Source organism: Polyangium spumosum (genome assembly GCF_009649845.1).
Lineage (GTDB): Bacteria > Myxococcota_A > Polyangia > Polyangiales > Polyangiaceae > Polyangium > Polyangium spumosum.
This window is the reverse complement of record NZ_WJIE01000006.1, coordinates 662,406-682,603: the sequence shown is the minus strand read 5'-3', so window position 1 is coordinate 682,603 and position 20,198 is coordinate 662,406. Positions and strand designations below refer to the sequence as shown.

At 71.4% G+C, this 20,198-nt stretch carries 17 protein-coding genes; 6 read left to right on the top strand and 11 right to left on the bottom strand.

Features of this window, described 5'->3' with window-relative positions; translation table 11 throughout:
• Nucleotides 1–25: 25 nt before the first annotated feature.
• From GF068_RS23710 to GF068_RS23685, 6 genes are all read right to left on the bottom strand, one after another.
• Nucleotides 26–1,375 (bottom strand): aspartate aminotransferase family protein, encoded by a 1,350-nt coding sequence (locus GF068_RS23710; protein WP_153821696.1) that lies wholly within the window; start codon nucleotides 1,373–1,375, stop codon nucleotides 26–28.
• A gap of 82 nt (nucleotides 1,376–1,457) precedes the next feature.
• On the bottom strand, nucleotides 1,458–2,363 hold the full coding sequence (locus GF068_RS23705; RefSeq protein ID WP_338046538.1) for a GGDEF domain-containing protein: 906 nt from the start codon (nucleotides 2,361–2,363) through the stop codon (nucleotides 1,458–1,460).
• Nucleotides 2,364–2,684: 321 nt separating this feature from the next.
• Entirely contained in the window at nucleotides 2,685–3,536 is an 852-nt protein-coding gene (locus GF068_RS23700; protein ID WP_153821695.1) for a class II glutamine amidotransferase, read from the bottom strand.
• A gap of 28 nt (nucleotides 3,537–3,564) precedes the next feature.
• Nucleotides 3,565–5,001, bottom strand: coding sequence for a protoporphyrinogen oxidase (gene hemG, locus GF068_RS23695; RefSeq protein WP_153821694.1), 1,437 nt, complete (start codon nucleotides 4,999–5,001; stop codon nucleotides 3,565–3,567).
• On the bottom strand, nucleotides 4,998–6,032 hold the full coding sequence (gene hemE / locus GF068_RS23690) for a uroporphyrinogen decarboxylase (RefSeq protein WP_153821693.1): 1,035 nt from the start codon (nucleotides 6,030–6,032) through the stop codon (nucleotides 4,998–5,000). The genes hemG and hemE overlap by 4 nt, the downstream gene beginning before the upstream one ends.
• 63 nt (nucleotides 6,033–6,095) lie before the next feature.
• The gene (locus tag GF068_RS23685; protein WP_153821692.1) at nucleotides 6,096–6,926 is read right to left on the bottom strand and encodes an EI24 domain-containing protein; all 831 of its coding nucleotides are present in this window, start codon (nucleotides 6,924–6,926) and stop codon (nucleotides 6,096–6,098) included.
• A gap of 68 nt (nucleotides 6,927–6,994) precedes the next feature.
• On the opposite strand from GF068_RS23685, the gene GF068_RS23680 reads away from it, so the two are divergent.
• The gene (locus GF068_RS23680; protein WP_153821691.1) at nucleotides 6,995–7,903 is read left to right on the top strand and encodes a metallophosphoesterase family protein; all 909 of its coding nucleotides are present in this window, start codon (nucleotides 6,995–6,997) and stop codon (nucleotides 7,901–7,903) included.
• A gap of 4 nt (nucleotides 7,904–7,907) precedes the next feature.
• Here GF068_RS23680 and GF068_RS23675 read toward each other — a convergent pair whose 3' ends face one another.
• Entirely contained in the window at nucleotides 7,908–9,485 is a 1,578-nt protein-coding gene (locus GF068_RS23675) for a hypothetical protein (RefSeq protein ID WP_153821690.1), read from the bottom strand.
• Between the two features lie 64 nt (nucleotides 9,486–9,549).
• Entirely contained in the window at nucleotides 9,550–10,434 is an 885-nt protein-coding gene (locus tag GF068_RS23670; protein WP_153821689.1) for a TIGR02757 family protein, read from the bottom strand.
• Between the two features lie 161 nt (nucleotides 10,435–10,595).
• On the opposite strand from GF068_RS23670, the gene GF068_RS23665 reads away from it, so the two are divergent.
• Nucleotides 10,596–11,303 (top strand): 3-hydroxyacyl-CoA dehydrogenase NAD-binding domain-containing protein, encoded by a 708-nt coding sequence (locus tag GF068_RS23665; RefSeq protein WP_153821688.1) that lies wholly within the window; start codon nucleotides 10,596–10,598, stop codon nucleotides 11,301–11,303.
• A 27-nt stretch (nucleotides 11,304–11,330) separates the two neighbouring features.
• On the opposite strand, the gene GF068_RS23660 is transcribed toward GF068_RS23665, so the two are convergent.
• Nucleotides 11,331–12,005, bottom strand: coding sequence for a nucleotidyltransferase family protein (locus tag GF068_RS23660; RefSeq protein ID WP_153821687.1), 675 nt, complete (start codon nucleotides 12,003–12,005; stop codon nucleotides 11,331–11,333).
• An 86-nt stretch (nucleotides 12,006–12,091) separates the two neighbouring features.
• On the opposite strand from GF068_RS23660, the gene GF068_RS23655 reads away from it, so the two are divergent.
• Nucleotides 12,092–12,862, top strand: a complete 771-nt coding sequence (locus GF068_RS23655) for a thioesterase II family protein (RefSeq protein ID WP_153821686.1) — start codon at nucleotides 12,092–12,094, stop codon at nucleotides 12,860–12,862.
• Here GF068_RS23655 and GF068_RS23650 read toward each other — a convergent pair.
• Together GF068_RS23650 and GF068_RS23645 are read right to left on the bottom strand one after the other, a co-directional pair.
• A complete protein-coding gene (locus GF068_RS23650; RefSeq protein WP_153821685.1) occupies nucleotides 12,847–13,287 on the bottom strand; it encodes a FixH family protein in 441 nt (146 codons plus the stop codon). The two genes, GF068_RS23655 and GF068_RS23650, sit on opposite strands and share 16 nt — an antisense overlap.
• Nucleotides 13,280–14,224, bottom strand: coding sequence for a hypothetical protein (locus tag GF068_RS23645; protein WP_153821684.1), 945 nt, complete (start codon nucleotides 14,222–14,224; stop codon nucleotides 13,280–13,282). Before GF068_RS23645 ends, GF068_RS23650 begins: the two co-directional genes overlap by 8 nt.
• Before the next feature lie 117 nt (nucleotides 14,225–14,341).
• On the opposite strand from GF068_RS23645, the gene GF068_RS23640 reads away from it, so the two are divergent.
• The 3 genes from GF068_RS23640 (at nucleotide 14,342) to GF068_RS23630 (ending at nucleotide 20,197) form a co-directional block, all read left to right on the top strand.
• Complete coding sequence (locus tag GF068_RS23640) at nucleotides 14,342–15,649, top strand: ATP-binding protein (RefSeq protein ID WP_153821683.1); 1,308 nt, start codon at nucleotides 14,342–14,344, stop codon at nucleotides 15,647–15,649.
• Complete coding sequence (locus GF068_RS23635) at nucleotides 15,646–16,185, top strand: response regulator transcription factor (protein ID WP_338046537.1); 540 nt, start codon at nucleotides 15,646–15,648, stop codon at nucleotides 16,183–16,185. The genes GF068_RS23640 and GF068_RS23635 overlap by 4 nt, the downstream gene beginning before the upstream one ends.
• Nucleotides 16,186–16,297: 112 nt before the next feature.
• Nucleotides 16,298–20,197, top strand: coding sequence for a serine/threonine-protein kinase (locus GF068_RS23630; protein WP_153821681.1), 3,900 nt, complete (start codon nucleotides 16,298–16,300; stop codon nucleotides 20,195–20,197).
• Nucleotide 20,198: the final 1 nt, after the last annotated feature.

Here is a 20,198-nt window from a genome sequence, read left to right as displayed (position 1 = left end):
CAAGCGAGCGGCCCTGTCGTGCAGGTCAGCCGATCGCCGCCTTCATCGCGTTCGCGGCCGCCGTGAGTTGCTCCTCGGCGATCGTGAGCGGCGGCGTCCAGGTGATCACCTCACCCTTCTGTCCGCCCGTGATGACCACGTAGCCGGCCTCGAGCATGCGGCGCATCGTATGCAAGGCGAGCGCGCCGCTCTCGAAAGCGACGCCGAGCATCAAGCCCTCGCCGCGCACCTCGACGACGCCCGGCGCGCCCGCGAGCACCGCGGCGAGGTACTCCTTCGTCCGCGCGCCGATCTCGCGCGCCTTCGTGACGAGCTGCCGGAACCTGAGCGAGTCGAGCGTGGCGATCGCCGTCGCGCAAGCGAGCGGCGCCCCCGCGTGCGTGGACGTGTGCACGACCTCGCCCTCACGCGCCCACGCCTGCATGACCTCGTCCGGCGCGATACACGCCGCGATCGGCAGCCCTCCGCCGAGGCCCTTGCCGAACACGAGCACGTCGACCGAAGCGCCCACCGCGGTCGATCGCACCATCGAGCCCGAACGGCCGAGCCCGGTCCAGATCTCGTCCGCGACGACCAGCGCGCCGTGCCGATGCGCGAGCTCGCAGAGGTCACGCAAGAACCTCTCGGGCGGCACGATGATGCCGCCGCGGCCGAGGATCGGCTCGACCAGCACCGCGCCCACGTTGCCGGCCGCGAGCGCCTTCTCCGCGGCGCCGAGGGACCGATCGAGATCGTCCTCCGCCGCGGGATACGGCGCGAACTTGACGTGCGGGTTGAGCTGCGAGCTGAAGGGCTCGCGGTAACTGTCGCGTAGCCCGAGCACGGCGAGCGGGCCGTAACCGAGGCCGTGATACGCGCCTTCGAACGCGACCACGCCGGGTTTGCCCGTCGCGAGCGTGACCGTCTTCAACGCGGCCGTCACCGCGTCGCTGCCGCTCTGGCAGAGCAGCACGCGCGGCGCGGAGCCCGGGTGCAGCGACGCGAGCCGCTCGAGCAGCGCGACCTTGATGTCGGCCGCGTACACGTCGCCGAGCGCCTGGATGAGCCGATCGGTCTGCGCCTCGATGGCGCGCGTCACGCTCGTCGCGCCGTGACCGAGCAGGAGCGAACCGAAGCCGGCCACGAGGTCGACGTAGCGGTTGCCGTCGACGTCGAACAGGTTCGCGCCCTTGCCCGAGGCGAGGACGATCGGCGTCATCTCCGCGCCGCTCGACTCCTCGCGGGTCTTGCGCCGTGAGCCGAACGCCGGACACTCGACGCGCTCGAGCCTGCCGAGCAGGCTGCGAGACGCAGGGCCGGGAGGCGCTACGCGGATCTCGGGGAGCTCTTCACCCGTCGGTTCCTCTGCGGGAGCGGGAAACTCGCTGAGGGGCATGTCTTTTCAACTAGCACGCACGGGCGCGGCGAGCAGCGGTGACGAGCGTGCTCCGGAGGTCCGAGGGCCGACGCTTGCGTGCTCAAGAACAGAGGCGGTTACGGCCTGTCCTCTTGGCCTGGTAGAGCTTCTCGTCGGCGCGCTTGATGAGGTCCTGCGCCGAGCGATCGCTCTCCTGCAGGATCGCGACGCCGAGGCTGATCGTCACCTTGATGCTGTCGGCTTGAAACACGAACGCGTTGTCCGCGACCTTCTGCCGGAGCGTCTCGCCGAGCGCGACCGCGCCCTCCAGCGAGGTCTCGGGCAGGACGATCGAGAACTCCTCGCCGCCGTAACGCGCGAAGACCTCGTCGCGGCGGATGCGCGACTGCACCACGCGCGCGACCTCCTTCAGCACGTAGTCGCCCGCGAGGTGGCCGTGCACGTCGTTGATGCGCTTGAAGTGGTCGATGTCGAACATCAGGATCGCCAGATCCCGATCGTGCCTGCGGCCGCGGATGATCTCGCGCTCGAGGGCCTCGTAGAGGTAGCGCTTGTTGTAGATCTGGGTGAGACCATCGATGATGGTCATCCGGTAGATCTCTTCGTGGTACTGCGCCTCGACGTCGGCCCCGGAGAGGAACTTGAAGATCGTCGGGCCAATCTTCACGCGGTCGCCGTTCTTCAGGACGACCTCGCGCGAGATCTGCTCGTCGTTGCAGTACGTCCCGTTCGTGCTGCCGTCGTCGACGACGACCCAGTAGCTGCCCTGCTGGCGGAACTGCGCGTGGCGCCGCGACACCGAGTCGCCGTCGAGCACCACGTGGTTGTCCGCGCCGCGCCCGACCCGCGTCGGGTTGTGCTCGAGCACGAAGCGCTTGCCGAGCAGCGTCGGCTCCTTCGTGTAAATGACGACGAGGCAGTCGGTCCCGAGCCGAGGCGCCTCACCCCCACCAGGCGGGGGCTGCACCACCGTGGTAACGCGAGTCTTTTCGTCGAAGTCGTTCACGCGGTTTCAGCCCGGTCTGCCTGCGACATCAGTTGCGTCGGGAAGCAATCGAAGCAGGGCCCCTCGGAGACGTCCGGCCGAAGCTCATCCACCCCGGATCCAGCCAGTCTTCCAACGTCAGCGTATCCATCCCCCCGCGCAGGCGTCAAGGTGAATTCGATTACCTGGTTTCGTCCTCGCCGTGACGCTTCGCGGGGGCCTGGTTGCCCAGGGGCCAGGGCGAGGTCGCGACATTCTTGTGCGGCGATTGTACGAATGCAAGGCGCCCGCTCGAGACAGCAGCGACGGACTCGTTGGTCCGGTCGACGTCGGACGAAGCCGTCACGTGATGCGTCCTCGCGAGGGGCTCGCGCGTAGCCCTCGCTCGGCCCGCGCGCCCTTCCGATCCGGAGAACCCGAAGGCAACGTCGAGAGCAGGCGCCCGTGATCGAAGACCCACAGCTCGCCGGGCTTGCCTTGCGTCCACGTCTCGTTCGTCGTGAGCGGCGCCGTCGCGACGACCGCCACGCGATCACGCGGCGTGGTCACGGCCGAGAAGTCGACCGCGACGTCGTCGTCCGCGAGGTGCGCGAGGCCAAACGGCGCCTTGCGGATGATGTAACAGAGCCGCGTGCCGCACCGGGCAAACAGGTGCCGCCCGTCACCGAGCAAGAAGTTGAACGTGCCGTCTCGCGCGATGCGCGCGCCGACGTCGGCCACCACGCGCCAGAGCTCGCTCGGGCGGCGCGGATAATCGTCGAAGGTGCGGCGCAGCTCCTCGAGGAGCACGCAGAAGGCGTACTCGCTGTCGGTCGTGCCGATCGGGGCGAAGCGGCCGAGCTTGCGCTGCCTCACGCGCGGCAGCGTGCCGTTGTGCGCGAAGACCCAGTGCCGCCCCCAGAGCTCACGCGCGAACGGGTGCGTGTTCGCGAGGCTCGTGGGGCCACGCGTCCGCTTCCGGACATGGCCGATCGCCAGCATGGTCTTGATGGGGTTCTGCGCGAGGAAACGCGCGAGCGGGCTCTCGGCCGCGGGGCTCGGCTCGAGGAACACACGCGCGGCGTAGCCCTCGTAAAACGAGAGGCCCCAGCCGTCCGCATGCGGGCCCGTCTTGCCGCCTCGCTGGCGCAGACCGGCGAACGAAAAGACGATGTCCGTGGGGACGTTGCACTCCATCCCGAGCAGCTCGCACATCGCAGCGCGCCCGGAGTATAGGGGAAAATCAGCGCGCCGCGACGGCCGCCGCGGCTTCGTTCGCCTGCCGCACGCAGTCGGGGATGCCCACGCCGTCGAACGCGGCGCCCGCGAAATAGAGGCCCGGGAGCCTGCGCGAGATGTCGCGGATGCGACGCACGCGGGCAGCGTGCCCCACGATCGGCTGCGCGTTCGCCTGCTCGTACCGGAAGACCCGCGCGAGCATGGGCGCAGCCCTCACGCCGATGAGCGAGCCAAGCTCCTCACGCGCGAGCGAGACGAGCGCCTCGTCCGTCGCCGCGAGCGCGCCGGGATCACGATGCCCGCCGACGAAGACGCGCACGAGCGCCGCGTCCTGCGGCGCGCGCCCCGTCCACTTGCTCGAGATGAACGTGGCCGCGAGGATGCGACGCCGCTCGTCCTTGGGGATGACCACGCCCACGGCGTCGAGCGGATGCGGGACGTCGGGCCGCGCGTACGCGAGCACGATCGTGGCCGTCGAGAGGTACGGGATGCCGCGGAGGAGCGCGCCGAGCTCCGCGTCGACATCACCGAGCGCGCTCGCCGCCGCGTTCGCGGGCGCCGCCATCACCACGTCGTCGGCCTCGATCGACTCGGTCTGCCCGTCACGCGCGCCGTGACGCACGACCCAGCGCGGGGGCGCGCTCGCGTCCGCGCCGCTCGATCGCTCGACGGAGACGACGGGCGCGCCCACGCGGATGTCGCCGCCGGCCTTCTCGATGCGCCGCGCGAGCGCCTCGATGAGCTCGCCCATGCCGCCGAGCAGCGAGTGGAACGGGCTCGGCGGCGGGCCCTTCGTCGTGCCTTTTTTCCGACGCTCGGCGATCGCGCCGCGGATGAGGCTGCCGTGGTTGTCCTCGAGCGCGGCGAGCTGCGGGAAGGTGCTGCGGATGCTGAGCAGGTCGACGTCACCCGCGTAGATGCCGCCGAGCAAGGGCTCGCCGAGGATGTCGACCGCCTCCTTTCCGAGGCGCCTCTGCAGAAAACTCCCGATCGACTCGTCGCCCTTCTCCTTCGGGCGCTTGGGCAAGACGAGGTCGAGCGCCATGCGGGCCTTGCCCGGCAGGCTGAAGAGCGGCGTCTTCGCGAACGGCAAGAAGCGCGTGGGCACCGCGAGCACGAGCCCCTCGGGCAGCGTGTGCAGCGCGCCGCGGCGCGGGACGTACACGCGGCGGTTCTTCGGCGTGGTGACGATGAGCCGCTCGCCGAGGCCGAGCTCCTTGCAGAGGTCCGTGGCTTGTGGCTTGGCGACGACGAACGAGTCGGGCCCGCCGTCGATCACGAAGCCACCTTCGCGCTCGGTCTGGATGTTGCCGCCGAGCCTCGGCCGCGACTCGAGCAGCGTGACCTCGAACCGCGCGTCTTTCTGCGCGGAGAGCAGGCGGTAGGCGACGACGAGCCCCGTCACGCCGCCGCCGACCACGACGACGCGGCGAACGTTCACGCCGCGCCCTCGTGCCGGTATTCGTGGATCACGTCGACGAGCGCCTTCACGTTGTCGACCGGCGTCTGCGGCACGATCCCGTGCCCGAGGTTGAAGATGTGCCCCGGCCTTCCGGCGGCCTCCGCGAGCACGGCCCGCGCGCGCGCCGCGGCCACCTCGCGAGGCGCGCAGAGCAGGAGCGGATCGAGGTTGCCCTGGATCGCCCGATCGTACCCGATGCGCTTCCACGCCTCGCCGAGCGGCATCCGCCAGTCGACGCCGATCACCGTGCCTCCGGCGGTGCGTTGCGCTTCGAGCAGCGTCGAGGTGTTCGTGCCGAAGTGGATCACCGGCACGCCCGTCGTCTCCACGCTCTGCAGGATGTTCTTCACGTGGGGCGCCACGTGTGTCCTGTAGTCCTCGGGCGAGAGCGCGCCGATCCACGAGTCGAAGAGCTGGATCGCCTGCGCGCCGGCCTCGATCTGCGCGTGCAGGTAACGGCGCACGACCTCGGAGATCTTGCCCATGAGCAGCGAGAACGACGCCGGGTCGCCCCACATGAGCTGCTTCGTGCGGAAGTAGTCCGACGATTTGCCGCCCTCGACGAGGTAACTCGCCATCGTGAAGGGCGCGCCCGCGAAGCCGATGAGCGGCGTCTTGCCGTCGAGCTCGCGACGGATGAGGCGAATCGCTTCGAGCACGTAGCCGAGCCCCTCTTCGGGCTCGAAGACGCGCATCCGATCGATGTCCGCGCGGTCGCGCACCGGCGCGTGGATCACCGGGCCCTCGCCCTTCTCGAACGAGAACGGCGCGCCCATCGGCTCGAGCGGCAGGAGGATGTCCGCGAACAGGATGGCCGCGTCGACGCCGAGGCGCAGCGGCTGCAGCGTGACCTCCAGCGCGAGCTCGGGCGTCTTGCAGATCTCGAGCAGCGTGCGTTTTTCCCGGAGCGCGCGGTACTCGGCCATGTAGCGGCCGGCCTGTCGCATGAACCAGACGGGCGTCACGTCCGTCGCCTCGCGGCGGCAGGCTCGCAAAAACCGATCGAACATGGCCCGAACAGTGACCCCGGGCCTCGCCCGTGGCAACGAGGAACACGCGCCGCGCGAGGAAGCTCAGCGCGGCAGCTTCTTCGTGGCTTCCCAGCGCTCCAGCGTGACCACGAGCCGCGCCGCCCCGAGGACGCCGGCCGGCAACACGATGAGCAGCGCGCACGGCAAGAACGAGAGCAGCGCGAGCCCGAAGCCGAAGCCCATCACGGCGCCGATGTTCCGGCGCACGAAATCGATACGCTCGCCGACGGGCACGCCGCGGATCGAGAGCGGGCAGTCGCAGAGGTCCCACGCCCCCGCGAGCGCCGTCACCGCGAGCTGCAGCGGGAACGCGACGATGCTCATCGGCGCGAAGAGGAGGCTCAGCACGCCGAGCGCCACGATGATCGGCAGCGTGAACGCGAGCGCCACGAGCGACGACTGCAGCGCGCGCCACATGTCCCCGAAGAAGCTCACCTCGGGCCACGTGGGCGCCCCGAGATCGGCCTCGGCGCGCCGCACCATCCGCTCGAGCGCGGGCCCCGCGAGCGGCTTGGCGAGCGCGAACGAGGTGGCGAGCGCGGCCACGAGCATCACCACCACCGACAGGACCTGGAGCACGACGCCGAGCACCGTCCAGAGCGCGCCCGTGCCCGGATCCTTCAAGATCAACGCGACGAGCAAGGGCGCGAGCTTGACGCCGACGATGCCGAGCACGACCACGAGCACGAGCGCGATGCCCGTGGGGACGAGCGCGAGCGGCCAGAGGTCCGGCGTGCGGAAGAGGTAGCCGTAGCCGCCGAGCACGGCCTTGAGGCCCGCGCTGAAGCCGGGGCGTTCGAGCGTCACGAGAGCCGCGGGCGGGCTCTGGAGAGGAGCGACGGGGACGCCGGGGGGCGCATCGGGGGTGATCATCCGGCTCTGAACGTCCCAGCGGTCGGGCATCCGGTCAACGCCTTCCGCGCGCTAGCATCCCCTCGCCCATGACCCCTGCCTCGACGCGCTCACCTTCCCTCGACGTCCCGCTCCGCGAGCGCGCGCGCATCGCCGTCGTCTCCGACCTGCAGCGCACGGCCCTCGTCGAGCGCGTCTTCTTGCGCGCCGAAGAGAACGACGCCGAGCGGGCGGGCATCGTCGCGGCGCTCGCGGCGTCACGCCCTGACGTGACGCTCCTGCTCGGCGATCACGTCTTCCTCGGCGCCTCGCGGCGGGCCTGGGCCTTCTTCGATCGGCTCGTCGAGCCGCTCCGCGCCGCGGGTGTCGAGCTCTTGCCGGTCCTCGGCAACCACGATTGCTGGTCCTTCGGGCCGCGGGGGCTCCGCCATTACTTCGCGCGTTTCCCCCGGCTCGACGGGCGCCGATTCTACACCGCCCGGCTCGGCCCCCTCGGCGTCGTGGCCCTCGACTCGAACCGGCTCTTCATGCCCTCGCAGACCTGGGCGGAACAAATACAGTTTTACGCGACAACCATGGCGCGGCTCGACGCCGATCCGGGCGTGCGGGGCGTCCTCGTGCTCGTCCACCACCCGCCCTTCACGAACGGCACCGTCACCGGCCCTTCGTCCCTCGTGGAGCGCTCGTTCGTCCCCGCGTTTTTGCGCTCCCGCAAGGGTATCGTCATGCTCTCGGGTCACGTGCACGCCTACGAGCATTTCGTCCGCGACGGCCGCCATTTCGTGGTCTGCGGCGGCGGAGGTGGGCCGCGGCACCGGCTCCTCCCGAAGGCGCGGCAGGTGTTCCGCGACCTCTTCGATGGACCTTCGATTCGCGACTTCCATTTCCTGACTCTGGAGCCGACGGATCGAGGCCTCGACGTGCGCGCCACGGGCCTGCCGAAGGGCGGGGCGCGCACGTCGCCGATGGATCATTTTCACGTCGACTGGCCGACGTGACGGCTCAGGGCTTCTGCAGAAAAATCCACGGCTCGTCCCTGAGCATGACCGCGATCTTTCCGTCGACCGGGTCGAGCGTCACCACGTCACCCGTCGCGCTCCAATCGAGCCAGTACGCTTCGTACGGCCCGTCGGCCGCAAACGAGTGCACCGCGCTCGCGGTCTCGTTTCCCTCCGTCGCCCTCGCCCAGAGCACGACCGCGCGGCGCATGTCGGGCAGCCGGAACGCGGCGCCGCCGACGTCGTCGGGCAAGCCGAGCGCGGTCGTGCCCGCCGTGTCGTACCGCGCGCCCTCGAGGAGCTTGCCGAGCGTCCGGTATGCGCGGCCCGCCTCCGTGCGCGCGGCCTCGCTCGTCTGTCCGAACGCCGAGACGTCCTCGTAAAGTCCCATGTAATCGAACGGATTCGTGCTCTGCCCGAGGGCCTTGCCGTCGGAGAGGGAGAACCAATCGACCCGCTCGATCCCCACCGATTGCGCGGCGATCATCACCTTCGCCAGGTAATTCGGCGCGTAGTCGGCCCCGCCCGGCGCGTCGCCCACCGAGACGTGAGGTCCGCCGGTCTCCGTGACGATCCACCCCTTGCCCGTCACCCCCGCGGCCGTGAGTTTTCCCTCGAGCTGCGATTTGAGGTTCAGGAAAGCCGCGACGCCGTCGTCCGAGGTCTCGGGCCCGAAGACCGGATAGAAATGGAAGCTCACCACGTCGAAATACGAGCCGCCCGTCTTCGGGTATTCGCCGGTCACGGCGCCGCCGTCGGGGTTGTCCGTGTACCGCAGGACGGCCGAGAGGAAGCTCGGATACCCGATCCCGCCGAGGGCGATACGCGCCTCGGGGTCGGCCTTCTTCGCCGCCTCGAAGCTCACGCGCAGCATGCGCACGTAATCGAAGATCGAGCCGCCGAACCGCACGAGCTGCTCCTTCGTCGGCGGCTCCGTCTCCCACGTCTGCGTCACCTGCCAGTCCGCGACCCAGTCCGGCTCGTTCCACACCTCCCACACGCGCACCCACGGCTTGTACGTGCTCACGGTCTGGTACACGTACGCGCCCCAGTAATTGTTCGGGTTGATCGACCCGTCCCCGTTGAAGACCGGCTCGTAGAGGTTCTTCGGGATGTGATGCTCGAGCTCCCAGCTCGGGGTGCCCGCCGGCGCGGTCGAGTGTTCGGAAGTGGGCGCGCCGAGGAAGGCCACGTGTTCGCCCATTCCGAGCGAGCCGTACCCTTGCATGTCCGCGACCTCGATGTCGTAACCCCACGTCGCGAGGTGCCCCTCCGAGAGCTTCAACCGCGCGCTGTTCGCGCCCGCCTCGCGCGAGAGGAAGGCGAGATCCTGGTCGTTCCAGCTCGCGTTCGGGAATCCATAATTGACGCCGTACCGGAACGGCCCGCCGAGCGCGCCCCCTCCCCCGGCGCCGCCCGATCCGCCGCCGCCCGAGGCCCCCGTCCCCCCGCCGCCCGACGCGCCCGCGCCGCCCGATCCGCCGGAGGCCGCGGCGGTCTCGCCCTCGCCGCCACCCGAGCAGGCGACGAGGGAACCCAGAATGAACGCGCCGAGGAGCGCAGGACGAAAGAAAGTCAGCATGGGAAAGCCCTCCTGAAACGGTGGAAGGGCTCATTGTAGCCGGATTCGTCCCGGTTGGCTCGCTCTAGCGCGCACCGCGCCGCCAGTGCCGGCACACGGGTTTGACCCCGCACCCCTCGCACGCCACCGGGTCCCGCTTCGACGGGCAGGTCTGCAGCATCCCGAGGTGACACAAGGAAAAATCGTATTTCACCGGGTCCTCGGGGTCGAGCCGCGCGAGCGCGGCCGTGATCTCCTCCGCCGCCCGGAAATCGGCCGACGTCCGCGCCGTGAGCCCGAGGTTACGCGAGAGCTTGTGGATGTGCGTGTCCACCGGGATGATGAGCCGCGAGGTCGGCACGTCCCATAACCCGAGATCGACCCCGTCCGCCGGCCGCGCCATCCACCGGAGCAAAAGCAGGATTCGCTTCACGGCGCTGCCCTTGCCCGGATCCGGCAGGATGTGCGTCGCGCCCCGCCGCCCTCCGGCGCCTGCGCCGAGCTCTCCCTTCTCGCGAATCTCGGCGACCCAGGCCCCGAGCGCCTCGCGCAGATCCCCCAACGCATCGAGTTTGTCCGTGAGCGCCTTGCCGAGCGAGCCATGGGCGCGCTGCACCCGCCGCGCCCCAATCAAGAGCCGGGCGAGATCCTCGTCGCGATACACCCGATGCCGGAACCCCGCGAGCCGCGCGCGCACCGCCGCCGGATCGTCCGCGACCTCGGCGACGCGCGGGCCGAGCCGCGAGAGCGCCTCCTCGATCTTCGCGCAGAGCGCCTTCACGTTGCCGAAGGCCAGCGCCGACGCGATCATCGCCACGAGCTCCTGATCGTCGCGCTCGGCATATCGGTGCACGAAATGCACCGGGTCGGCCGCCTTGCGCGCCTCCACGTCGCACCGCGCCCGCACCTCCTCGAGCGCGCGCAAGAGCGCCGCGTCCGCCCCTCGTAGAGAGGATCCGCCGCGGCTCATTCGCCTACGCCTCGCACGCACGGGCCGCGTCGATTGCGCCCCCGGCGTCGCCTCGCCCAGACGAACTCGGCCGCATTGACGGTGCGCATGTGGGAGCCATACGACATGGTGCTCCGAGCGCTCGGCCGCGGGCGTTCCGGGGGACGGGGGGAATCGGGAGAATGGAGCCACTGGAGAACGCGAACGGCAATGGGTCGGCCTGCGCGATCGAAGACGTGGCCGTCATCGGCGGAGGCGCGAAGAGCCTCGGCGTCATCGAGGCCTGCCTGCTCGCGGGCCTGTCGACGACGCTGATTCGATCGACGCCCGGCGGCGCCGCCGAGGCGCGGCGGCGGCTCTCCGCCTCGCTCGAGGACAAACGGGCGGACGGCCGCCTCGACCCGGAGGCCGTCACGCGCGCCCTCGGCCGATTCCGCGCGGCCGGCGACATCGGGGCCGCGGCGAGCGCCGACCTCGTCCTCGATTCGACCGTGCTCCCCTGGAGAGACCGACAAACCCTGCTGAAGCTGGCCGAGCGCGCCACGAACGGCCACGCCATCCTGGCCACGACGGCCCCGACGGCGCTGCTCCGCGCGCTCTCGACCCGCCTCGACGTACGTGAGAACTTCCTGGGACTGCATTTCTTCGCCCCCGCGGTGCTGGCCGGGTTCTGCGAGGTGTCCGTGACGAACCGGACGCAGCCTACCGTGGTCGAGACGGCCGTGCAATTCGTCCAGGCTCTCGGCAAGTACGCGGTGATCGTCCGCGACACGCCCGCCCTCCTCCTCCTCCAGACGCAGGGGGCGCGGCTCGGGCCGAGCGGTTCGCCGCCATCGAGGAGCGACGCTGCCCTGGGCTTTTGTGGCGCGCTCGAGCGGCTCCTCGCTTGACCCGCTCCGACAAACGATCGAATGACGTCAGCCGGAGAGCACGCGCGCGACGAGCGCCTCGACCGCCGAGGTGGGCGCGCCGGGCGCGAGCGCCGCCGAGAACGCCTCGTACGCAGGTCCGTCCTCTGCCGCGAGGAAGCGGAAGCTCTCCTTCGGCCCGAGGTAATGGCGGCCCCGAAACACGAAATAGAGCTCCAGCAGATCGAAGAGCAGCCACGCGCGACGGTAGTTCGCCTCCACGTCCGCGTCGCCGCCGCGACGGATACGCCCGAGCATCTTGTGACACCAGGCGCGCCGCGCCGCGATCTCCGCCTCGGCTACGGGCCTGGGCGGCGAGGCGAGCGCGGCCGCGACGTCGTCGAGCAGGCGCGCGCCGAGCCCCCGCGGATCACGTACGGCCCTGCCCCCGCGCAGGTGCAGGAAGCTCGCCCCGGCGCCCACGACGCCGCTCTCGGGGACGATGAATGCGTCCAGAAAAACCCCGTCCACGAGCCGCGCATCCCGGGTCGCCTCGCCGCCCTCGCGGATCCCGAGCATGTCCCAGTCGCTCTCCGCCGTCGCCGTCCCGAGCGCGCGTGATCCATAAAGAACGACGGTATGGCAGCCATGCCGCAGGCAGAGCTCGTTCACGAGCCGGGCGAGGGGCGGGTCGGCCGCGAGCGCCTCGGGGAGCGCGGCGCGGGGTTCGGGGCGGTTTTCCATGGGTCCGGTGAGGCTACGGACAGGCGATCGGCCCGTCAACCACGTGGCAGCTTGACCTCCGCGGGCCTTCGTGATGGCTACCAGCCATGGCCGAGATCCCGCCTCCGCCCCCTCAGCTCGTCAGCGTGCCCGCCAGGACCACGCCCGCGCTCCGCCTCTTCATTTTCCCCCACGCGGGGAGCGGGGCTTTTCCCTACCGCGCGCTCGCAGCGGGATTGCCGCCCTGGGCCGAGCTCCACGCCGCGCAGCTCCCCGGCCGCGAATCCCTGTTCACGGCGACGCCCTATCGATCGATGCCTTCCCTCACGGACGCGCTCGTCTCCGTGCTCGGCCCGAGGCTCGATCTGCCCTTCGTGTTTTTCGGGCATAGCTTCGGCGGGCACGTCGCTTATGCGCTCGCGCGGGCGCTCCGCGCGAGGGGTGAAAGAGCTCCCGCGGCCCTCGTCGTGTCCTCGAGCCGCGCGCCGCACCTGCCGCTCGGGCGGATGGCCCTGCACGACCTTCCGAGGCCAGCGCTCATCGAAGCGATCCGCCGTTATGGTGGTACGCCCGAGGCCGTGCTCGGGAACGACGAGCTGATGGATCTGTTTTTGCCGCCGCTCCGCGCGGACCTCGCGATGTACGAGACGCACACGTTCGAGCCCGCAGAGCCGCTCGCGATCCCCATCACCACCTTCGGCGGTCGCCAGGATACCTCGGCGCGCCCCGAGCAAATCGAGCCCTGGCGCGAGCACACGAGCGCGGCCTTCACCTCGCGAATCTTCGACGGAGGCCATTTTTACCTCTTCGAACGGTCGAAGGCGGCCTTCGCCGAGGCGCTCTGCGGGGTGATCGAGGAGGCTCAGAGGACGTCGTAGACGAAGTGGACCTCGTCGATCCGGTCCTCGTGCTCGACCTTCACGTGCACGTCCCAGCGGCCCGGCATGGAGAGGGCGAGGTCACGCACGGCGTAGGCGCCTTCGCCCGCCTCCTCGATCGAAGGCGCGCCCGCCGCCTCATGGCCCATCGCCGGCATGATCGCAATGACCTCGATCGAGGCGCCCTCCACCGACGCGCCGCTCGCGGCGTCTCGAAGCGTCAATCGCAGGTCGTTCTCGCCCTGCACGAGCGGCGCCTCGGGGACGAGCGTGAAGACCATCGCCCCGCGAAGGCCGATCGACTCTTGCTCGCCTCCTCCGCCGGTGTCTTCGGCGCCGCCACACGCGGCGAGCCACAGGGCGGCGAGCGAGCCGAAGAGGAGCCGCGAAAAACGGGCGCGGGAGAGGCGGTTCGTCCTATTCATATCGCGGAAATGACCTCCGGAGGCCGATGCTGAAGGCCACGGCCGATGGTTCGTTTTTGCCGAGGGACGAGGCCGGCAGGTCGACCTCGAGCGAGGCGAGCGCCGTGAAGCGCTCGGAGAAATCGTATCCCGCAAAAAGGAGCCCGGCCGTGCGTCGCCGATCCGCGCCGGGCGTGACCGCGCCGCCGATCGACGGGGCCGACTCGCGCTCGTGCACGAGCCCCGCGGCGAGGGACCAACCCGAGGAGAACACAGGCCCCGCCGCCGCGACGAAGCGCGCCCGGGGCCCGAGCTCGATACGCTCGCCACGCGCGCCCGTCATCGGCGCGCGAAACCCGACCGACGCGCTGAAGACGGCCGTGGCCTCGCCGTCCCAGTTTTTCTCGACGAACACGCCGGGGCGAACCTCGGCGGCGCCGAGGCCCGTGGCGTCCGTGGCGAGCGGGTCTCTCGCCATCGCCGCGGATCGGCCCGTGGGCAGGCCCAGACCAGCCGTGAGCGCAATGGCGGGCCAGGCGCTCGTGGTGTCGAGGCGGACGATGTCGAAGCGCGCCGAGAGCGAGAGATCCCCGAATCCGCCGCCCACGAACGTGTCGTCCCGCGAGCTGCGGACATTGAGGAGCACGGGCGCGACGAGGCCGAGCTGGAGGCGCGGGAGCGGCGCGAAGAGGCAAGCGAGCTCGGCGCGGCCCTCGGCGTCCAGGGTTCCGGCCGGGGCGAGCGAAAAAGCGCCCGCGTGTCCGTGCGAGCCGAACCGATCGGAGAAACGAAAGGAGAGGCCCACCGCCGCGCGCTCGAGCGGCCCGAGCCGCTGCCCGAGGCCGTGACCGCTGCCGCAACAAGCCGAAGCCGAGGCGCCCCGCGAACCCACGAGGAGCGCGCAGGCGAGCAGGGCCGAAGTAAAGGTTTTCCGGTGGACCACCACGGCTTCATCCATGGCGCCGCGCGCGGCAGAGATCCATGAGACACGTTGTCGCAGGGCAGGCGTCCGAGCCGAGCGGTGCGACGATCCGACGCAGGCCGACCTCGGCCGCGGTTGCTACGCTCGCGCCCCATGGAAGGCGCTCCCCTCGACCTGCCGGCAGCCCACGAAGAAGACGACGCGGTCGGTATCGTCGAGCGTGGTTTGTCCGGGCTGCGTATCGCGGTCTACGGCCTCCTGCTCGCGACGCTGCCGGTGAGCGAGCACGTCCTCGGGTTTCACGTCCGTTACGAGATCGCCGTGCCCGCGACGCTGCTCGTCGCCGCGACGAACGCCCTGGTCGCCGCGCGCGCGGCCAGGGCTCGCGGCAGCGGCCGCCCGCCGCCCTCGCCGCGCGTGCTCGCCGCGGGGCTCGCGCTCGACCTCGTCGGCATCTTCGTGGTGCTCGCGTGCTCGGGCGGCGCGGCGAACCCGTGGAGCGCGCTCTTTTTGATCCACGTCGCGCTCTCGGCCGCGGTCTTGCCGCTCGGCACGACGCTCGCGCTCTCGGCCTTCGCCGCGTGCCTCTTCCTCGCGCTCTTCAGCGTCCCCTCGGGCGCGTGTTGCCCGAGCCACCCGGAGAACGGCGCCTTCTCGACGCACCTCTACGGCATGTGGTGCGCCTTCGCGATCTCGGCGGGGATCATCGCGACGTTCGTCACGCGCGTGCGGAGCGCGCTCGCCGCGCGGGGCCGCGAGATCGCGCGCCTGCGCCGCGAGGCCGAGGTGAACGCGCGCTTCCGGGCGCTCGCGACGCTCGCGGCAGGGACGGCGCACGAGCTCAACACGCCGCTCGGCACGATCGCGGTGCTCGCCTACGAGATCGAAGGCGGCGCGGAGCCCGAGGCGTCGAAGCGGCACGCCGCGTCGATCGGCGCGCAGGTCGAGCGGTGCCGGCAGGTGATCACGCGGCTCTCGGCGGGCAGCAAGCGCGGCGCCGAGGGGGAACACGCGAGCATCACGGACGCCGCGACGCGCGCCGTGTCGGCGTGGCGGGCCGCGCACCCCGACGCACATGTCACGATTTCCGTGTCGTGTGATCCGGAGGCGCGCGTGGGTTTGTCCGCGGCCGAGGTGGAGGGCGCGCTCGGGGCCCTGCTCGACAATGCGCTCTTCGCGTGCAAACGAGGCGCGGCGGCGGCGCCGATCGGCGTCTCCGTGCGGCGCGAGGGCGCGCGGATCCTCCTCTCGGTGGAGGACGAAGGGACGGGCGTGCCGGCTTCGCTCTCGGAGCGGCTCGGCGAGCCGTTCTTGACGACGAAGGAGCCCGGCGAGGGAATGGGCCTCGGGTTATGGCTCGTGCGGCGCGTCGTGGAGATCGCCGGTGGGACGCTCGATATCGGGCCGAAGGAGCCGCGAGGGACACGCGTGACGATCCGGCTCGAGGAGGCGCGGGCGTGAGCGCGGCCGAGGGCAGACCCACGCTCCTCGTGGTGGACGACGACGGCGCGTTCCGGGCGGCGCTCGGCGAGGCGCTCGAGCGGCGAGGTTTTTCGGTGTCGCTCGCCGAAGGGCCGGCGGCGGCGCTCGCGCTCGCCGAGCGGCAGGTCTTCGAATATGCGCTCGTCGACGTGCGAATGCCGGGCGGCAGCGGGATCGACCTCGTGCGCTCGCTCCGGGCCCTCGACGAGGGCACGCGTATCGTGGTGCTCACCGGATATGGCACGATCACGAATGCGGTGGAGGCGATGCGCGCGGGGGCGTTCGATTACCTGACGAAGCCCGTGAACGCGGCGGCGTGCGAGCGCGCCCTCGCCGGCCGCCCCTCCGCGGAGGGCGCGCCGGAGGACGTCCCCTCGCTCGACCGCGTGGAGTGGGAGTATCTGCACCGGGTGCTCGGCGATTGCGGCGGCAATATCTCCGAGGCGGCGCGGCGGCTGCGCATGCACCGGCGCTCGCTCCAGCGCAAGATTGCCAAAATGCCGCCCGCGCGCTGAGCGTCGCAAAGGTCGCAAAGGACGCCCTGGGCAGCGCGCCTCCCAGGCGCGCGCGCGCGGGCGCTTCCGTGTTTGCAAGTTGGGTTCGGGCCGGTAGACTGATTCGTCAGGGATGAGGGAAGTCACGGTCTTCGCCGAGCGGTACGAGATCCTGCACCTCGCAGGGACCGGCGGGATGGCCGAGGTGCACCGGGCGAGGGATCGGCAAAACTCGATGTCCGTCGCCCTGAAGCTCGTCTCCGAGGCGAGCCCCGTGGACGACGCGCGCTTCGACCGCGAGATCGAGGCGCTCGGATCCCTCGATCACCCCGGCATCGTGCGCCTGCTCGAGCACGGCGTGCTCGCGAACGGCACGCGTTACCTCGTGATGGAATGGCTCGACGGCGAGGAGCTCGCGCGCGCGCTCTCGCGAGGGCGCCTCTCGGTCGAGGACACCGTCGCCCTCGCGCGGAAGGTCGCCGAGGCGCTCTCCGCGGCCCACGAAAAGCACATCGTCCACCGCGATCTCAAGCCCGAGAACATCTTCCTCGTCGAGGGCAAGCCGGGCCAGCCGAAGCTGATCGACTTCGGCATCGCCAAGCTCGGGCGGCGCACGCGCATCACCGGGACGGACAGCATCGTGGGCACGCCGGGCTTCATGGCGCCCGAGCAGGTGCGCGGCGAGGCCGAGGTCGACGCGCGGGCCGACGTGTTCGCGCTCGGATGCCTGATCTTCGAATGCCTCGCGGGTCAGCCGGCGTTCCCCGGCGATCACCTGCACGCGATCCTCGCGAAGGTGCTCTTCGCCGAGCCGCCGTCGCTCGCGGAGCTCCGGCCCGAGGTGCCCTACGAGCTCGAAGCGCTGGTGATGCGCATGCTCGCGAAGGACCCGGCGGACAGGCCCCGCGACGGGCGCGCCGTGGCCCTGGAGCTCGAAGCGCTGGAGAGCGGCGCGGCCACGGTGCGCGTCGCGCAGCCGCCCTCGCTCCGCCCGCCCTCGCTCGGGAGCACCGAACGACGGCCCGTCGCGGCGCTGCTCATCGGGCGCTCGAAGCACTCGCTGCCGCCGCCCTCGTTGCGATCGATGGAGAATCGCGAGGGCCGCGTGACGGACCTCGATCGCAGCCTGCAGGCCGAAGCCGAGGCGCGCGGGATACCGTGCGAGATCCTGCGCGACGGATCCCTCGCGCTCTGGACCTCGGGCGCGGGGGCGAAGGACCTCGCGGCGCGCGTCGCGCGGATCGCGATGGAGCTCCGGACGCTCGGCGGGAGCAGGCCGTTCGCGCTCGCGGTCGGGTGGGGCTCGCTCGCGGGGCCGAGCCCGCTCGGCGACGCGATCGACAGGGCGGCGCACGCGCTCGCGGAGCACCGCGGCGCGAGCAGCGTGGAGTGCCCGATCGCGCTCGACGAGCTCACGGCGGGCCTGCTCGACGCGCGCTTCGAGGTGCGAAAGGACGAGACGGGGTTCTCGCTGCACGGCGAGCGTCCGGCGCTGCTCGGCACGCGCACGCTGCTCGGCAACCCCACGCCGTGCGTGGGCCGCGAGCGGGAGCTGCGCACGCTCGCGAGCCTCTTCGAGGACTGCGTCGAGGAGCCGGCCGCGCAGGCGGCGCTCGTGACGGCGGTCGCGGGCCTCGGCAAGTCGCGGCTCGCGCAGGAGTTCGTGGGGACGGCGATGCGCGAGGCGCCGCTCTCGTCCGCGTGGCTCGCGTGCGGCGAGGCGCGCCGGGCGGGCTCGGCGTTCCAGCTCGTGTCGCAGGCGCTCTGCATGGCGCTCGGCGTCGCCGCGGGTGACGCGCAGGCCGTGCGTCGTGACAAACTTTTGGCGAGGGTGTCGGCGCGCTTCGAGGGGGCGGACGCGCGGCGGGTGGCGCGGTTCCTCGGCGAGATCGTGGACGCGCCCTTCCCCGACGAGGACGACCTGCCGCTGCGCGCGGCGCGCGCGGACGTGCAGCTCATGGTCGACCAGATACGCGCGGCGTTCCTCGATTTCCTCGGGGCCGAATGCGACGCGGCGCCGGTGCTCCTCGTGCTCGAGGACCTGCAATGGGGCGACCTGCCGAGCGTGCGGCTCGTGGACGCGGCGTTACGCACGCTCTCGGACAAACCATTTTTCGTCCTCGCCACGGCGCGCCCCGACGTACGCGAGCGGTTCCCGCGGCTCTGGGAGGGGCGGAGGCTCCAGGAGATCGGGCTCACGGAGCTCGGCAAGCGGGCGAGCGAGAAGCTCGTGCGAGGGGCGCTCGGCGAGGGCGCGACGCAGGAGGTCGTCGAGCGGATCGTCCAGCGGGCGCAAGGAAATGCGTTTTACCTGGAAGAACTGATCCGCGCCGCGGCGGAGGGGCGGGACGCGGAGCTGCCGGAGACGGTGGTGGCGATGGTGCAATCGCGCCTGGCCTCGCTCGACGACGAGGATCGGCGGCTGCTCCGCGCGGCGAGCGTCTTCGGGGACGTGTTCTGGGTCGGCGGGGCGCGCGCGTTGCTCGGCGAGGGCGCCGGGAAAAACGCCCTCCGCGCGCGGCTCGTGGCGCTCGAAGAGCGGGAGCTCGTCTCGTTCCGGCCGGAGAGCCGCCTCGCGGGCGAGGAGGAGTTCGCGTTCCGGCACGCGCTCGTGCGCGAGGGCGCGTATACGATGCTGACCGAAGAGGACCGCGAGCTCGGACACAGGCTCGCCGGCGCATGGCTCGAATCCCACGGCGAGACGGACCCGCTCGTCCTGGCCACCCATTTCGAGCGCGGCCAGAAGCCGAGCCGCGCGGTGCCGCACCTCTTGCGCGCGGCCGAGCAGGCGCACCGCGCCGGCGACGACGAAGACGCCGTTCGCCGCGCCGAGCGCGCCCTCGCCCTCGGCCCGGACCCCGACACCGAGATCGGCTTGCTCGGGATCGTGTCCGAGGCGCGCATGTGGCAAAACCACCTCGAAGAGGCGGCGACGCACGGCGCGCGCCTCACGCGCAGGGCCCCGCCCGGCAGCGCGCCCTGGGTGCGCGGCGCGCTGGCGCAATTCGCGTACGCCATTCGCATGAAGCACCTCGACGAGTCGATCGGGATCCTCGACGCGATCGCCTCGCTCGAGCCCGCGCCCGAGGTCCTCGGCACCGTCTCGCTCGCGCTCGCCATGGCCACGGTCCTGCTCCTGACGGAGGGGCGGATCGATATCGTCGAGCCCATTCAACGCAGGCTCGACGCGCTCGTCGGGCCCGTGGCCGACCGCGACCCGATGGCCCGGGCCTTCTGGCACCTCTCCTACCCGCGGTGGGAGGCGTGGATCAAGGAGGACCCCTGGGAGAGTTTGTCACGGTCGCTCTCCGCACAACGAGCGTTCCACGAGGCCGGGTCGCGCAGGGGCGTGGTGCTCGCGCGGGTGTTCGTCGGGATGAACGAGTGGCTGCTCGGCGCGAACGAGCGCGCGGCCGAGACGTTACGGCCGGAGGCGCGCAGCGACGAGGATTTCGCGATCGTGGCCTCGCTGCGAGCGCTCTTCCGGGTGCTCGCGCTCTCGGACGCAGGGCGGCTCGTGGAGGCGCGCGAGGAGGCGGTGCGGCTCGTCGTGGCGTCCGAGGTGAATGGCGACCAGGCGGACGAGGCGCGCGGGCGCTGGGCGCTCGCCGAGGTGGCGCGGCGCGCGGGCAATCACGAGGAGGCGGCGCGGCACGCGCGGGCGGCGATGGCGCTCGGCGGGGTCTTGCCGCTCGATCGCGCCGCGGCGGGCGCGGTGCTCGCGCGGGCGCTGCTCGCGGAGGGGCGCGTCGCCGAGGCGCTCGCCGAGGCCGAGGCGTCCCACGCGCGGTACGAGGTGATGCACGGGTTCGGATATCGAGGCGCGTTCCTCAGGCTCGCGCGTATCGAATGCCTGGAGGCGGCGGGCCGGCGGGACGAGGCGCGGGCGGCGCTCGCGGCGGCGGCCGGGAGGCTTCGCGAAATCGCGGAGCGGACGCCGGACCCGGACTACCGGCGCAGCTTCCTCGAGGACGTGCCCGAGAATGCGCGGATCATCGCGCTCGCCGGGGAGTGGATCGGGCCGGACGCGTAGC